This is a genomic window from Litoribacter populi, assembly GCF_007483685.1.
GTDB classification, from domain to species: domain Bacteria; phylum Bacteroidota; class Bacteroidia; order Cytophagales; family Cyclobacteriaceae; genus Litoribacter; species Litoribacter populi.
This window is the reverse complement of the sequence record NZ_VMKN01000002.1, coordinates 130,718-145,851: the sequence shown is the minus strand read 5'-3', so window position 1 is coordinate 145,851 and position 15,134 is coordinate 130,718. Positions and strand designations below refer to the sequence as shown.

General features: G+C 42.8%; 11 protein-coding genes and 1 pseudogene. 3 read left to right on the top strand and 9 right to left on the bottom strand.

The window, feature by feature from the left end; translation table 11 throughout:
• The first annotated feature begins 116 nt into the window (after positions 1-116).
• A complete protein-coding gene (locus FPL27_RS16380) occupies positions 117-1,628 on the top strand; it encodes an IS1634 family transposase (RefSeq protein ID WP_143962237.1) in 1,512 nt (503 codons plus the stop codon).
• Positions 1,629-1,759: 131 nt separating this feature from the next.
• Here FPL27_RS16380 and trxA read toward each other — a convergent pair whose 3' ends face one another.
• Together trxA and dnaE are read right to left on the bottom strand one after the other, a co-directional pair.
• Positions 1,760-2,080, bottom strand: a complete 321-nt coding sequence (gene trxA, locus FPL27_RS16375) for a thioredoxin (protein ID WP_143962314.1) — start codon at positions 2,078-2,080, stop codon at positions 1,760-1,762.
• Between the two features lie 187 nt (positions 2,081-2,267).
• Positions 2,268-6,566, bottom strand: coding sequence for a DNA polymerase III subunit alpha (gene dnaE, locus FPL27_RS16370; protein ID WP_143962313.1), 4,299 nt, complete (start codon positions 6,564-6,566; stop codon positions 2,268-2,270).
• A gap of 194 nt (positions 6,567-6,760) precedes the next feature.
• Here dnaE and FPL27_RS16365 point away from each other — a divergent pair.
• A pseudogene (locus FPL27_RS16365) lies at positions 6,761-7,368 on the top strand (Uma2 family endonuclease).
• A gap of 112 nt (positions 7,369-7,480) precedes the next feature.
• Here the strand turns inward: FPL27_RS16365 and FPL27_RS16360 are convergent.
• The 7 genes from FPL27_RS16360 to FPL27_RS16330 all read right to left on the bottom strand — a co-directional run bounded on the left by FPL27_RS16360 (position 7,481) and on the right by FPL27_RS16330 (position 13,769).
• Positions 7,481-8,026 carry a DUF1697 domain-containing protein gene (locus tag FPL27_RS16360; protein ID WP_143962312.1) on the bottom strand — a complete coding sequence of 182 codons (546 nt, stop codon included), beginning with the start codon at positions 8,024-8,026 and terminating at the stop codon, positions 7,481-7,483.
• A gap of 302 nt (positions 8,027-8,328) precedes the next feature.
• Positions 8,329-8,784 (bottom strand): GNAT family N-acetyltransferase, encoded by a 456-nt coding sequence (locus FPL27_RS16355; protein WP_235893484.1) that lies wholly within the window; start codon positions 8,782-8,784, stop codon positions 8,329-8,331.
• A gap of 60 nt (positions 8,785-8,844) precedes the next feature.
• Positions 8,845-10,170, bottom strand: a complete 1,326-nt coding sequence (locus FPL27_RS16350) for a serine hydrolase domain-containing protein (protein ID WP_143962311.1) — start codon at positions 10,168-10,170, stop codon at positions 8,845-8,847.
• 118 nt (positions 10,171-10,288) lie between these two features.
• Entirely contained in the window at positions 10,289-11,050 is a 762-nt protein-coding gene (locus FPL27_RS16345; RefSeq protein ID WP_143962310.1) for an alpha/beta fold hydrolase, read from the bottom strand.
• Positions 11,051-11,296: 246 nt separating this feature from the next.
• Positions 11,297-11,941, bottom strand: a complete 645-nt coding sequence (rsmG, locus tag FPL27_RS16340) for a 16S rRNA (guanine(527)-N(7))-methyltransferase RsmG (protein WP_143962309.1) — start codon at positions 11,939-11,941, stop codon at positions 11,297-11,299.
• A 92-nt stretch (positions 11,942-12,033) separates the two neighbouring features.
• On the bottom strand, positions 12,034-12,645 hold the full coding sequence (locus FPL27_RS16335; protein WP_143962308.1) for an RNA polymerase sigma factor: 612 nt from the start codon (positions 12,643-12,645) through the stop codon (positions 12,034-12,036).
• On the bottom strand, positions 12,636-13,769 hold the full coding sequence (locus FPL27_RS16330; RefSeq protein ID WP_143962307.1) for a glycosyltransferase: 1,134 nt from the start codon (positions 13,767-13,769) through the stop codon (positions 12,636-12,638). The genes FPL27_RS16335 and FPL27_RS16330 overlap by 10 nt, the downstream gene beginning before the upstream one ends.
• A 159-nt stretch (positions 13,770-13,928) precedes the next feature.
• Here FPL27_RS16330 and tgt point away from each other — a divergent pair, with 159 nt between their 5' ends.
• Positions 13,929-15,059: a tRNA guanosine(34) transglycosylase Tgt gene (gene tgt, locus FPL27_RS16325; protein WP_143962306.1), complete on the top strand. Its 1,131-nt coding sequence runs from the start codon at positions 13,929-13,931 to the stop codon at positions 15,057-15,059.
• The last annotated feature ends 75 nt before the right edge of the window (positions 15,060-15,134 follow it).

Genomic DNA, 15,134 nt, shown 5'->3' with positions numbered 1-15,134 from the left:
CCTGTTTTCGACAGTCGTCAGTCCCATTTTTGATTAAATAATTGATTTTCAATTAAATCATAATTTTTAGTGGTTGACAATGGGTGTCCCAGCCTTCTTTTTCCTTATTTTCACCCATGTTTGTCCGGAAAAAACCCAATAAAAGCGGGAAAATCAGTGTCCAGGTAATCGAGAAAAAATCTGGTAAATATAAAGTCGTCAAAACCGTCGGCAGCAGCCCGGATTTGGACACAGTAGAAAGACTTGTCAAGGAAGGAGAACAGTGGATTAAGTCCCAACGTGGGCTACTGGAGCTCCCATTCAACAACGAAAAGCAGGCTGTTCAAAACGTTCTCGACAATATTGCGGGAATTACGGTAACCGGAACAGAGCTTTTATTGGGGAAAATTTTTGACATGATTGGCTTTAACGCTGTCAAGGATGAACTATTCAGGTGGCTGGTTTTTTCAAGGCTGTGTTTTCCGGGCAGTAAACTCAAGACCACTGAGTACCTCTTCAATTTCCATGGGCTTTCCATCGAGGTCCATGCCCTGTACAGGTATATGGACAAGCTGTACAACAATTATAAAGAAACCGTCCAGCTGATCAGCTTTGAGCATACCAGGAAAATACTCGGGGGATCGATCAATGTCGTGTTTTATGATGTGACCACTCTCTATTTTGAAATAGACCAGGAAGATGACCTTAGAAAAACAGGTTTTTCGAAAGAGGGAAAACATCAGAATCCACAGATCGTACTGGGCCTTCTTGTCGGGCTGGAGGGATATCCGTTGGCCTATGAAATTTTCGAGGGAAACAAGTTTGAAGGCCACACGATGATCCCGGTTATTGAGAAGTTCAAGACTAAATATAACCTGCCCGCCCCCGTCATCATAGCTGATTCGGGCCTGCTTTCAAAAAAGAATATTGAAGACCTCGTTGAAAAGGGATATGAGTTCATTTTGGGAGCCAGGCTGAAGACCGGCGGTAAGGGCCAAAAATCAAAGGTTCTTTCACTTGAGCTGTGCAACGGGGAGAGCACCATCCTGGATTGGGAAGAAGGGCTCAAAATGGTTGTCAGCTATTCTGAGAAGCGGGCCAGAAAAGACCGGTCCAACAGGGAAAGGGGCCTGAAGAAGCTGGAGAAGCAGCTCAGGTCGGGAAAGCTCAATAAATCGCACATCAACAACAGGGGCTACAACAAGTACCTAAAAATGGAGGGCGAAATCAAAATTGAGATCGACCGGGCAAGATTTGAACAGGATTCCAGGTGGGACGGCCTGAAAGGCTATATCACCAATACACGACTGGGGAAAGACCAAATAATAGAAAACTACAACAATCTGTGGAAAATAGAAAAGGCGTTCAGGATAGCCAAAAGTGACCTAAAAATAAGGCCGGTATATCATAGGGCCCAAAGAAGAATAGAAGCCCATATATGTATAGCATTCGTGGCCTACAAAGTGTACAAGGAGCTGGAAAGGCTGTTGAAGGAAAAGCAGTCGGAACTGAGTCCAGAAAAGGCCATTGACATAGCAAAAGGCATCTACACGGTAAGAGTAACCATTCCTTCGAGCCAGCAGACCGTTTCTAAAACAATAATCCTGAACGAAAGTCAAAGAAAATTGGCTGATTTATTCGGTTTTTAGCCTTGGGTGTCCCAGCGCTGAAAACAGGACTTTTTCATCCCTATGGGTTTCAGGAATACTTTGGGTTAAAAATTTCATAAAAAAAACCTGGCAGTTTTACACCGCCAGGCTCTTTAATAATCTTCACTAATTTATATCTGAGCATCAAGCTTCTGTGCCAACACCGTCTTTGGGACAGCGCCAACTTGCTTGTCTACAATCTCACCGTTCTTGAAGAACAATAAAGTAGGGATACTTCTGATACCAAATTTTTGAGCAACTGCAGGATTGGAGTCTACATCAACTTTACCTACTACTGCTTTGCCTTCATACTCACCCGCTATTTCTTCAACTACAGGTCCGATCATTTTACATGGTCCACACCATTCAGCCCAAAAATCAACCAAGATAGGTTGTTCGGATTTGATTATTTCCTCAAAATTAGCGTCTGTGATTTCGATTGCTTTAGCCATATTATTTATTGGTTGTGTTTATTAGATTCATTTTTTCAAATATAATAGAAAAGGCTTTTAGGAGGGAATAAGTTCAAATTTTTCCTCAGAAAAAACATATTTATTTAAGTAATAAGCTTATTAAATAGCCACCCTCTCCAGTCTTAACCCCTATCGGTCATCCAAAATCGGACATCACCCAGATCCATCAAATAATCTTATACATCACTTCCGGCATAGTCTTTAACTCCTCTATCATCTCATTAGTAGGGTCAATGGTGTATTTAGTCGACATCAGGTCCAAAGTAATGTTTTCCTTTCGGTCAGTGACATTAATATGGAGTTTTGCATCACCTTTATATTTTTGGGTAATGCCTTCCAGCTTATCCATAAGGTCCAAAGTTAGGTCATCCAAATCTATGTTAACTCGAAGCCCCTTTACCATTTTGCCCCTGAGCTCGTCAAGCAGAGACATTGTGTTGATCTTGAATTCAAATTCATTTTCCTTCCACTTGTTTGGATGAACAGACCCAGTTAGGTAGATAAACCAACCTGTCATGAAGTACTCCTTAAACTTGATATAGTCTTCTCCGAAAATAAAGAAGGTATGCCCTCCATGATAATCCTCCAAGGTCAAGGTGCCAAATGGCTTTCCTGTTTTGGTAGTCCTATGGGCAAAAGAAGTCACCATCCCCGCGGCTTTAACATCACCTTTGGCTCTTAGTGCCTCGATGTTATTTAGCTCAGTAAGCGGCGTATTTGTAAATGAGTCAAATTCCACCCTAAATTGGTCCAATGGGTGGCCAGAGATATAAAGCCCTACTACTTCCTTCTCAATGTTTAGCTGCTGCAGCTGGCTGAATGGCTCCATCTGTGGAATACTCGGCATAGGAACTTCCATTCCGCTGGCTCCTCCAAACAAACTTACCTGAGAACTGTCAGCTTCAGCTGCCACTTTCTGTGCATACTTAACCGCCTTTTCCAGCAGGGTAACCTCGCCTTCGGGAGCCTCTAAGAATAATCGCCTATGATAGTCTTTGAAGCAATCAAAGCCCCCGGCCATAGCCAAAGCTTCTAAGGTTTTTTTATTGACAGCTTTTAGATTCACCCTTTTGGTGAAATCAAATATATTCTTGTATGGTCCTTTTTCTATTCTTTCCACTATCACCGATTCCACGGCAGCACCGCCAGCACCCTTGATGGCTGCCAAACCGAACCGTACCTGTCCTTCTTGGTTTACGGTAAATCCCCGCTTGGATTCGTTCACATCAGGCCCCAAAACCTCAATGCCCATTCGCTTACATTCCTCCATAAAGAATGTCACTTGGGTGATATCGTTCATGTTGTTGGAAAGCACGGAAGCCATGTACTCGGCAGGGTAGTGGGCCTTCAAGTAGGCTGTCTGATACGCTATCCAGGCGTAACAGGTGGAGTGGGACTTGTTGAAAGCGTAGGAGGCAAAAGCTTCCCAGTCCTTCCAGATTTTCTCCAGTTTCTTTTTATCGTGGCCCTTGGCAGCAGCTTGGTCCACAAACTTGGGCTTCATCTTGTCCAGTACGTCCTTTTGCTTCTTACCCATAGCCTTACGTAAGACGTCGGCCTCACCTTTGGTAAAGTCGGCCAGCTTCTGAGACAAGAGCATCACTTGTTCCTGATAGACAGTAATACCATAAGTTTCCTCAAGGTACTCCTTCATGTCGTCAAGATCATAGGCAATTGGCTCCGTACCGTGCTTTCTTTTAATAAAGCTTGGTATATACTCTAAAGGCCCCGGGCGGTACAGGGCGTTCATAGCAATCAAATCCGCAAACACAGTAGGCTTGAGCTCCCGCATGTATTTTTGCATACCAGCGGATTCATACTGGAAGATCCCTACTGTTTCACCACGCTGGAAAAGCTCGTATGTCTTCTCATCATCAATGGGGAAAGCTTCTGGATCAAGGTCAATTCCGTGACGCTCATTTACAATTTTCACGGCATCCTTGATCAGAGTCAGGGTTTTTAGCCCCAAAAAGTCCATCTTCAACAAGCCAGCACTCTCCACCACGGCATTGTCAAACTGCGTACAGAACATATCCGAGTCCTTGGCCAAAGCCACAGGAACAAAATTGGTGATGTCACTCGGGGTAATAATTACCCCACAGGCGTGAATTCCTAGGTTACGCACCGAGCCTTCCAGTACGGTCGCTTGGTTTATGGTTCTGGCCGTCTCATCTCTTCCTTTGGAGATCCTGATCAACTCTTCTGCCTGGGCTACACTTTCAGAATTGTTTTTTAGCTTGTTTACTAGCTTAGCCCTGTCATTGGCTAAGTCAAAAAGAGCCTTTAATTTGATATCCGGTACCAATTTGGCCAGTTTATCAGCTTCACTTAAAGGGAGGTTCAATACCCTTGCGGTATCCCTGATAGCAGATTTCGCTGCCATGGTACCATAGGTGATGATCTGGGCCACTTGGTTGGCACCGTATTTTTTGATTACATAATCAATTACACTTTGACGGCCTTCGTCGTCAAAATCAATATCAATATCGGGAAGGGAAACCCTATCCGGATTCAGGAATCTCTCAAAAAGGAGATCATACTTGATCGGGTCCACATTTGTAATTCCGACACAGTAAGCTACTGCAGAGCCCGCCGCCGAACCCCTTCCGGGACCCACCGAAACGCCCATTTCCCGCGCCGCCGTGGTAAAATCCTGTACAATAAGGAAGTAACCCGGATAACCGGTGTTGGCAATGGTGGCCAATTCAAAATCCAGCCTTTCGCGGATAACATCCGTAATTTCACCATAACGCTTTTCGGCGCCTACATAGGTTAGGTGACGGAGGAAAGCGTTTTCTCCCCGTTTGCCTCCATCTACATCGTCCTGTGGGTCAACAAACTCCTGCGGAATGTCGAATTTGGGAAGTAGGACTTCCCTGGCCAGCTTATATCGCTCGATTTTGCCGAGGATCTCATTGGTAGTGATGATAGCTTCGGGAAGATCGACAAAGAGCTTTTTCATCTCCTCAGGGCTCTTGAGGTAGAATTCCTCATTGGGAAATCCGAATCTGAATTCCCGGCCCATTTTACCTACGTATCTTTTCTCTTTTCTATCCGGTCCATCGGTTTTCTCCCCATCCTTGACGCAAAGTAGGATGTCATGGGCGTTGGCATCTGCCTTTTGGTTATAATATGTATTATTTGCAGCGAAATATTTTACGCCATATTTATGGGCAAAGCGAAGTAAAACTTCATTTACTTTTTCTTCTTCCGGGATCCCGTGTCGGTTTAACTCTACATAAAAGTCATCTCCAAACTGCTCTTTCCACCAGACAAAGGCTTCTTCCGCTTGGGTTTCCCCCACGTTGAGGATCAAGAATGGGATCTCTCCAAATAATCCTCCTGTAGTAGCGATCAGATCCCCTTTATATTGAACCAAAACTTCCTTGTCAATCCGGGGGACGTAATAAAACCCTTCAATATTGGCGTAAGAAGCTAATTTGGCTAAATTATGATATCCTGCTTTATTTTTGGCAAGCAAGACAGTTTGATATCCATTGTCTTTTTGGGACTTGTTTTTACGGTCACGGCACACGTTAAACTCACAGCCGAGGATTGGGGTAAGGTTTGCATTTAAAGCTTCTTTCACAAAGTTGAAAGCCCCCATCATATTGCCATGGTCGGTCATGGCAATGGCCGGCATTCCCAATTCCTTTGCCCTGTTGATCAGTGCAGGAATTTCAGAGGTAGCCTGGAGGACTGAAAACTGCGTGTGTACGTGCAGGTGTGTAAACGGCACATCCACCAGGTCGCTGATATCTGCCTTGCCTGCTGCTTTCAGGACATCTTTTGCAGCCTGTTTAGTAGCATCTTTGGCATTGGCAAAATTGGCAATGTCGAGTTTTGGAGCCTCATAGATGACTTCATCTGGAGAAATACCCGGCTCGGGAGCCAACACCTCTTGGGTGATTAAGCCAAAGAAACACTTGGCCGTAGCGTCCACATCATAAGCTGCATCGTGGGCATCCTCAAAGCCAATATTAAAAAGTTTGTGGTGAAGTTCGGTCAGGGTAGGCCACTTGAATTTGCCTCCCTTTCCTCCTGGAATGGCGCAAAATTCGGTGGAAATATCCTTGGTGTCCAACTCCTCCATGTCCACCAGCTGCATCGGTACTTCCTTCCTAAGGTATTCCGATCCGCAGACATTGATGTCAAAGCCGATATTGTGGCCGACCAGGTATTTGGCCTTTTCCACATCCTCATGGAAAATTTTCAATACCTTTTCTAGATCATGCCCTTCCTTCAGTGCGCGGTCGGTGGAGATCCCGTGAACCTTCTCTGCATTATAGGGAATGGTAAAACCCTCCGGTTTGACAATAAAATTGTTGTTGGAAATCAGATTGCCTCGCTCATCATGCAATTGCCAGGCTAGCTGAACCAGCCGGGGCCAGTTGTCCAGGTCGGTGATGGGGGCATTGTAGTCTCTGGGTAAACCTGTGGTTTCGGTATCAAAAATTAAGTACATGCAGCTTGCTTTGATTTGGGGATTCTAAATTAACCCTTAAACTTTTCAAGTGCTAGAGGTGTGACGGAAATTGTCCGGGAATAATGTGTGTTTTGGTTCATAGGTACTGATATTAAGTGGGTTATGGTTTATTGGTCCGAGGGATTTGTCTGAATTTTGATTATTTTAGTATTCCAATAGAATAGAAAGGAATAATGGAAGATGAAAACAAAAATAGTCAATTGGAGGAGCCTTTTACAGAATATGGGAGGTACTCTTATGCCGATTATCTGACCTGGGAGATAGATGGGATGGTGGAGCTGATAAAAGGAGGGTCTTCAAGCAAGCTTCAGCGCCGAAAATGAGACATCAGGCAATCTCTGCAAATGTAACGAGTAAGTTGTTTTATTTTCTAGAAAAGAAGACCTGCAGCGTTTTCGCAGCCCCGTTTGATGTACGGCTACCAGTTAATTCTAAGTAAGATGAGGATATTACTACCGTGGTCCAGCCGGATATTTGCGTAATATGTGACCCTAAGAAAATAGATGAAGCAGGCTGTATTGGAGCTCCTGACCTGGTGGTGGAAATCCTGTCTCCCGGAAATAATAGAAAAGAGCTTCAAAGCAAATACGAAGTTTATGAGGAAAGTGGGGTTAAGGAATATTGGATATTTCAGCCCGAGGGAGAGTTTTTGCTGGTTTACATTTTGAAAAATGGGAAATTTGTTCCCTCCAGATTATTTACTCATGGTGATGTGGTGAAGTCTACCTGTATAGCTGGTTTTGAGTTGGATTTGGAGGATATTTTTAGGAAAGTAGAATAATTTATCTGGGAAAAATGAAGGAACAAGAAAAGGATATCAAGGTAGAAGTGCCCTTTACTTTATCCAAGTGGAGTCATGTGTCATCCCAACTTCACATCCAGCTGGAACGGTTTTAACTTTGCTCTGCAATTCTCAATAGCTCTCTTGTTGTCTTCCAATTCCTGGTGGTGGCTCCAACTTTCAACTTTGCTTCCAAAAAATTGTTGGTGAGTTTGGTTCTTCCGTAGCCATTTGGGCAATAGAGATAAACGGCAGTATTTGAGAAGCTTACTTCTTCCCCGTTTTGTTTTTTGCTTTCAATTACCCTTTGATCAAAAGTGGTAGGTGGTGAAGCAAGAAAAGTGACATGCAAAAATGCAGGGTCTTTGTTTTTGTCATTTACAAAAGGACTGGATTCAATGATTTTTTTCAGTTTGTCAACGGTCAATACGATTACAGGCACTTCAAATCCAAAATCAGTTTCTATTTGGCCGGATATTTTTTGTTCCAGAATTTTGGGGTCTATTTCGTCACTTGAAAAAATGATATTTCCACTCTGCACGTAGGATATGACATCCATATATCCCAGGTTTTCATACATTTCCCTCAAAGCATCCATCTTTATGGGTTTCTTTCCGCTTACATTTATTCCTCTCAATATGGAAATGTATGTTATCATAAAGTATTAAATTCTTTCGGACTTGATTTAAATATCCAAGTTTGTCACTCGAAATGAAAAGAATTTGTCGATTATTTTCATGACCACCCCCATGGATATTAAGTAAAGTCCGATGAAGCCAGATCCCATACGTCCGGAATATAATGGTACTCCCAATCAGAGTTGATGGCTTTTGCCAAATTGCCAAACCCTCCCTATACTCCATGGCCTATGCCTCTGCCAAATGTCTGAAATGAAAAGGAGTGGACATAGACATAAGGGGAAGGGGGAAGGCTGGTATAAGGTCTAAACTTGAAGAGTGTCTAGTCTTTTGATGTCTTGTAATTAAAATTCACGGCCTGGATTTCTTCACTGGGGAGGGTGCTGCGGTAGAAATCAAGCGCGTAACCATCCTCCAATTCAGCCTGAAGGTAAATTTCCTGAAAGCCGTTGCTACGGCAATGCTTCTTTACAAATTTCAACAACCTGCTGCCTATTCCCTTTCTCTGAAAAGGCTGAAACACCGCCAGGTCATGGATGTATAATAATGGCTTAGTGGTATGGTATTGAGTAAGTATGTAGGCGGTCAGTCCGGCTACGGTTTGGTTATCAACAGTGGCTACAACTGCCATAAAGCCATCTTTCCTGAGTACCTCTGCGAGGTAGTTGATGTCCGGTCGGGTGTAAGGCTTGTACTCAAACACATGGTCGAACACATCCAAAAGCTCTTGGAAAGTCTCCAGGTCATCTTGGGTTAAAATTTTGATTTCAATTTCCATCTTTAATTTTGTGACCTGGTCACCATAGGCTTCGAAATTGGAATTGAGGCCAAATTCTGCTTATTGCTTTTCCTTTTTAAAGTCAAATTCTCCCCCACCTTGCTTCAACACCATTGTTTCCTCTTTAGGATTAAATTTCAAAACCAATCCCGCCTGATCAAATTCAAACTTGTCTTTATCGGTTGCCTTAAGAGGGAAGGCTGATTGGCCGGTGGCTTGGCCTTTCAGGGTGCCGTTTTCTTTGGTAATGGTGATCTTCATTGGGAATTGGGAAGAGGCATATACACCCAAATACTGGTCGAGTTCTTCATCGCTGACATCATACGACTTAAATTCTGGGATAGTAATTGGTCTTCCATATGCTGCACTCAACACTGCAATGGAGATGTTATTATTGTTGTAATTTGAACCATTGGAAATCATGGCGTAGGAAATTTCCCCATCAGTGAAATGAATAAATGAGGAGGAAAACCCGTCTATTCCCCCGCTATGTCCTAGGCCAGCTCTGCCATTAAATGGCATCTGGTAAAGGCCCAGACCAAAGTTGTCCTGGATAGTTTTCATTTTCTCAAGGCTTTCCTGTTTGAGAATTTCGCCTCCAAACAATGCATCACTGACCTTCACTAAATCGCTTGGAGAAGAAACTATCCCACCTGCACCCAGAGGAATAGAAATATCCGTTTCGGGCTCAATTTTCCAACTGTTGGCAAAGCGGTAGGAATTGCATTCATTGTTTTGGGTATTGATCTCTCGGCCCAAAAAAGTGTTTTCCAAATCAAATGGCTGGGTAATAAATTCCCTCAATGAGGTAGCATAAGTCTGATTGAAAACCCGCTCTAGAATATAGGAGAGCAGCACATAATTTGAGTTGCTATAAGCAGTCTGCTTGTCGGGTTCAAAATCGCTTCCGGCCTTGGTGATGATATCTACCATTTGCTCTTCTGTTTTGGCTTCAGTGAGCCAGGTGGGGTATTCCGGGTCATTGGTGAAATTATGGATGCCGCTTCTATGGTTTAGCAGATTTTTGATGGTTATCCGGTCTGAGTTTGGTATCGTGGGGAAAAACTCATCTAAAGTTTGTTCCAGTTTCAGCTTATCCTGTTCTACAGCCAAGAGGGTCAAAACTGCCGTAAATGTTTTGGATATGGAGCCGATACGGTATTTGGAGTTTTCGTCTGGTTTCAAATTGTTTTCTAAATCGCAATATCCGAGCGTTTTAGTATATATGATTTCCCCGTTTTGTGACACTGCCACACTCCCCATAAACTTGTCGTTTTTCTCGAGGGCCTCAAAATATTGGTCTAACTTTTCTTTGTCAAATTCCTGGGCAAAACCAATCTGGCTTAAAAGGGCCAGTGTGATAATCATAAAAAGTTTTCTTTTCATTTTAGGTGTCGTTATGGGGAAATACCTTACAAAATAGGTAGTTTTAGTTTCATTAGCAAAGTGTTGATACCTCTTTTAAAAAATCTACTAAGGCCTTATTGAACTCTTCAGGATTGTCTTAATTGGCAATATGATTAGCATTTGAGATCTCAACACATCTGCTGCCAGGCTCTTCTTTATGCCATTGTCGAGCTGCGTTTCTAATGAAAATAAGATCCTTTTGGCCATAGGCGATTAGGGAAGGGGAACTTTCTGGAGCGGGGGAGTGATCAATCAAGTCATATACCATGTCATCGGTAATGTTCAATGCTAGTTTTTTGCCTGTTCTCTTCATGGTTTCAGACAAATAATTCTGAACATTTTTCTTCTCAGACCGGTGTTTCCCAAATGCAGAATAGAATATTTTAGAAGGTATAAGCTTGAACATAAACATAAGCGGGGGTACAAGTTTTTTTTCCCAAGATCCCACATGAGATTTCAACTTGATGCCGGGTATATGGATGGTGGCAATTGTTTTTCCCGGAAACTTGATCTGAAATTGCTTTACAATCATGCTGCCCAAAGACTGCCCGACTAAAATTACCTTTCTTATTTGAAGCTCCTCCATCAGACCACTCAGACATTCCGCGGACAATTCCGTAAATCGCTTATTGTAATTTATTAAAGTAGAACGGCCGTGCCCTGGCAAATCCCAAACTAGCAAGCCATAGTTTGATCTGAGTGCTTTGAGCTGCACATCGAAGGTGCTGTGGTCCATTCCTACACCATGAATAAAAATCACCATGGGTTTTTCATCTTCCGGCAGAATTTCAAAATAGATATCCCCGTAGTGACTTTTATGCAACCCTGATGTTAATTCTTTTTGATTTGGGTTTTCCATATGCGGGGATGAAAATAAAAATGGCAGATTGAAGCAGTTATAATAGCATGAGGATAAAAATTAGATTAGATATCTAAAATACAAAAAAGCTGGGAAAAATAGGGTTAAAAATAAGGAAAGCCTTAATATTTAAGGTCCCGAGGCAAGCCCTCGGGACAACATGTCATTCATCTAGCTCACCAATAAGTAAGAAATCGTGACACCTGCTGCACTTAGTACATTGTACTTTGTCCATTGTAACCAAAACTACCTTTTTCCCTCCCAAGGCACATAAACAACTTTCTTAGTCTCAAAAAACTCATCCTCAAAGTAGTCATCCAAATGATAGGAAACGTACGAAACGTGCACCTCTTCCATCTCTTCGTCCACATCGCCCCCTTTGAGGTAAAAGATGCCGTTTTGGTATTCGTTGAAGTCTTCTTTTTTGAATTTGCCCTTCACCCATGGGTAGAAGTTAGTAAACCGAGTGACCGCCCGGCTGACTATGAAGTCATACCTTCTGACAAGGTCTTCGGCGCGGGTTTGCTGGGCTTCCACGTTTTGCAGGCCTAATTGCTTGACCACGTCCTTGACCACAGTGATTTTTTTACCAATTGAGTCCACTAAGTGAAAATGGGTGTCAGGAAACATGATGGCCAAAGGAATCCCTGGAAAGCCTCCGCCCGTACCGATGTCTAGAATCTTGGTGCCTGGCTGAAACTCCATCACTTTTGCAATGCCCAAGGAATGCAGCACGTGCTTGGTATAAAAGTTTTCAAAATCCTTACGGCTGATTACGTTGATCTTGCTGTTCCAATCCTCATATAGCGCCTCAAGCTGTTCAAACTGTTGTTTTTGCTTATCTGTAAGGTTGGGGAAGTATTTGAATATGGTTTCTAATTGCGAATTCATGGAGAGAAAAAAGAAACCGCAGAAGCATAAAGATCACAGAGGAAGAAATTTTCTCTGCGTCCTCAGCTCCTCTGCGGTTATTAATATTTTATTTAAATGTGCTTATTTTTACCCTGAGCGATTTCGAATAGAAGCTCCCTGGACCTATGCAGTTGGGCTTTGACGGTTCCCAAGGGTTTATCCAGTTCCGCTGCAATCTCATCATAGGATAACTCGTCGAAATATCGTAGTTGAACTAGTTTTCGGTATTTTGCTGGAAGCTTATCCACAAATATCCTGACCATTTCAATTCTTTGGGATTTGATAAACTCATCCTGAGGGTTGTTTTCGTCGTCTTCTACGTCAATGTTTACACTATTGCCTCCATCGTCGGTCAGGGTGTTGTTGAGACTCATGGTCTTCAGTTTCTTTTTCCGGATAAAGTCAATTGTGTTGTTGGTGGCAATCCGGAAAAGCCAAGTACTGAAAGTGTAGTCTTTTTTGAATTTATGCAGGTTTTTAAATGCCTTTGCAAAAGCCTCCATGGTCAGGTCATCGGCGTCGTCGGCATCCCTGATCATTTTGAGGATCATGAAGTAAACTGCTTTTTTGTACCTTTTCATCAGAGTTGCAAAAGCCTGCTGGTCTTTATGCCCAACGGCCCTGTCGATCAGTTCAAAATCTTCAAGCGCTTTATCTGAGAAACCTCTTTCGTTTATTTCCATTTAACTGTTTTTGATAGGTATCCTTTGGTACCCATGACCCAAAAATAACCCAAATAGATCAAATCGAAAAATATAGTCCAAAACACTTTGGTCTGGCCCTCAAATTTTCGATAGGCGCCACGGAAAACTCCATAGGCGATGGCTGTCCTGATCAGGAACACGCCCCCGATGCTGGCAATGATTATCGGGTCTTTTGAAACGGCCATCAGTGCAACACCCGTTGTCCAAAACAACAGATGACTGAATGCAAATAGGCCGATTTTGAGTTTATCAAGAGTCTTATAAAATTTCCCTGCCTGGAAATGTCTCTTCTTCTGTGTATTATAAGAACTAAATGTCCTTTTAGGTTCCGAAACCGTGATGCTTTCAGGGTCGATTACCATGCTGGTGTTGGAACTGTTGGCGTATTGGTTGACGAAAAGATCATCGTCACCTCCCAATACATGCCAAAAATTCTTAAATGCTTTTTTCTCTAAAAAGAAGCTTTTGCGATAGCAAAGATTTCTTCCCACCGCCATATAAGGCGATTTCCAAAGGCCAAAAGAGAAATATTGCAAAGCGGTGAATACTGTTTCGTACTGGATGAGCCAATTAAGAAAGCCCTTGCCCTTGCGGTAGGCGCCATAGCCGATGGCAAAAGTCTTGTTTTCCAACCTTACGGGTGCAGTCATCAGCCTAGTCCAATTTTTTGAGGCTGGTCTGCAGTCTGCATCAGTGAGCAGAATCACGTCATATTTGGCCACTTTTATGCCTAATGTCAGGGCGTATTTTTTAGGGGTTACGTGTGATGGGGTATAATTAATAGTGACCGTTCTAAGATTGGGATAGATTTCCATGTACTCCTCTAGCAGTTCTGCTGTTTGGTCACTGGACTGATCATTGACCACCATGATCTCAAATTTGAAATAGTCTTGCCTTGCTAATTCAGGAATCAGCTTTTGAAGATTGTCAAATTCATTTCTGGCTACAATTAGCATGGTGACGGCTTCGGTATTAAAGTCCTTATTCGTATTCTCCTTTACAGGACGGAAAAAGAAGGCCAAACGTCCATATATACAGACCAGGTAGATTAACTGAAATAAAAGTGCGGTTAGGAAAAGTAACCCCAAAACCAGAAAGATCATGTTATTATTTGATAAACCGTAAATATAAAATCAATTTCCACAACTCTTTTAAGTATAAGCTTATATTTTTGTGGCTCACAAATCTGTGTGGAATAGAAACCTGCCCAACAATTTATCATCTAGGACATTGAAGGCGGGGCGATTTGGTAAAAAAAGATTATGAAATTTATACTTGAAAATACGGATCCGAAAAGCAAGGCGAGAGCCGGTGTGGTGAAAACGGATCATGGAGATATAGAAACACCTATTTTCATGCCTGTGGGTACGGCTGGCTCTGTCAAGGCCGTACATCAGCGGGAACTTACCTATGACGTGAAAGCCCAGATTATTTTGGGAAATACCTACCACCTTTACCTGCGTCCAGGGTTGGATATCCTTGAAAAGTCAGGAGGGTTGCATAAATTTAACGGCTGGTCTAAGCCAATCTTGACAGACAGTGGAGGGTATCAGGTTTTTTCACTATCGGGCACAAGAAAAATTACCGAGAAAGGAGTAATGTTCAAATCCCATATCGATGGTTCCAAGCATAACTTCACCCCTGAGGGTGTGATGGATATTCAAAGGAGCATTGGGGCGGACATTATCATGGCCTTTGACGAGTGTACACCATATCCATGTGAGTTTGGTTATGCACGGAATTCCATGGAAATGACGCACAGATGGTTGAAAAGGTGTATTGACCGCTTTGATAGTACAGAGGGCAAGTATGGTTTCAGCCAAACTTTATTCCCGATTGTTCAGGGGAGTGTTTATAAAGATTTAAGAAAGCAGTCGGCGGAATTTATTGCATCCTGCAATCAGGAGGGGAATGCGATTGGCGGACTTTCGGTAGGTGAACCTGCCGAAATGATGTACGAAATGACCGAACTGGTAACCGATATCTTGCCAAGTGATAAACCACGTTATCTGATGGGAGTAGGTACTCCGACCAATATTTTGGAGGGGATTGCCTTGGGTGTGGACATGTTTGATTGTGTCATGCCGACCCGTAATGCGCGAAACGGCATGCTCTTTACCACCGAGGGCATCATCAATATGCGAAACGAAAAGTGGAAGGATGATTTCTCTCCTATTGACAGCGGTTTCAACAGTTATGTAAGTAATTTCTATACCAAGGCTTACTTGCGTCACCTGACCGTAAGCAAAGAAATCCTTGCTGCTCAGATTGCGAGTATACATAATTTAAGCTTTTATCTTTGGTTGGTTGGCCAGGCAAGGGAGAAGATTAAGTCGGGAGAATTTGCTAGTTGGAAAAATGTGATGGTGGAGAAAGTAAGTAGGAGGTTGTAGGGACTTGAAACTAATATTGGAATTTAAGCATTGATTTCAAAAGTGTTTGCTTTTGTGATAAATGCAATGAATTAA

Coding starts and splice junctions, on each gene's coding strand:
- FPL27_RS16345 (WP_143962310.1), bottom strand. CDS start 11,050: ATGGAAAACCCAAATCAAAAAGAATTAACATCAGGGTTGCATAAAAGT.
- dnaE (WP_143962313.1), bottom strand. CDS start 6,566: ATGTACTTAATTTTTGATACCGAAACCACAGGTTTACCCAGAGACTAC.
- FPL27_RS16330 (WP_143962307.1), bottom strand. CDS start 13,769: ATGATCTTTCTGGTTTTGGGGTTACTTTTCCTAACCGCACTTTTATTT.
- FPL27_RS16350 (WP_143962311.1), bottom strand. CDS start 10,170: ATGAAAAGAAAACTTTTTATGATTATCACACTGGCCCTTTTAAGCCAG.
- FPL27_RS16380 (WP_143962237.1), top strand. CDS start 117: ATGTTTGTCCGGAAAAAACCCAATAAAAGCGGGAAAATCAGTGTCCAG.
- rsmG (WP_143962309.1), bottom strand. CDS start 11,941: ATGAATTCGCAATTAGAAACCATATTCAAATACTTCCCCAACCTTACA.
- tgt (WP_143962306.1), top strand. CDS start 13,929: ATGAAATTTATACTTGAAAATACGGATCCGAAAAGCAAGGCGAGAGCC.
- FPL27_RS16360 (WP_143962312.1), bottom strand. CDS start 8,026: ATGATAACATACATTTCCATATTGAGAGGAATAAATGTAAGCGGAAAG.
- FPL27_RS16355 (WP_235893484.1), bottom strand. CDS start 8,784: ATGGAAATTGAAATCAAAATTTTAACCCAAGATGACCTGGAGACTTTC.
- trxA (WP_143962314.1), bottom strand. CDS start 2,080: ATGGCTAAAGCAATCGAAATCACAGACGCTAATTTTGAGGAAATAATC.
- FPL27_RS16335 (WP_143962308.1), bottom strand. CDS start 12,645: ATGGAAATAAACGAAAGAGGTTTCTCAGATAAAGCGCTTGAAGATTTT.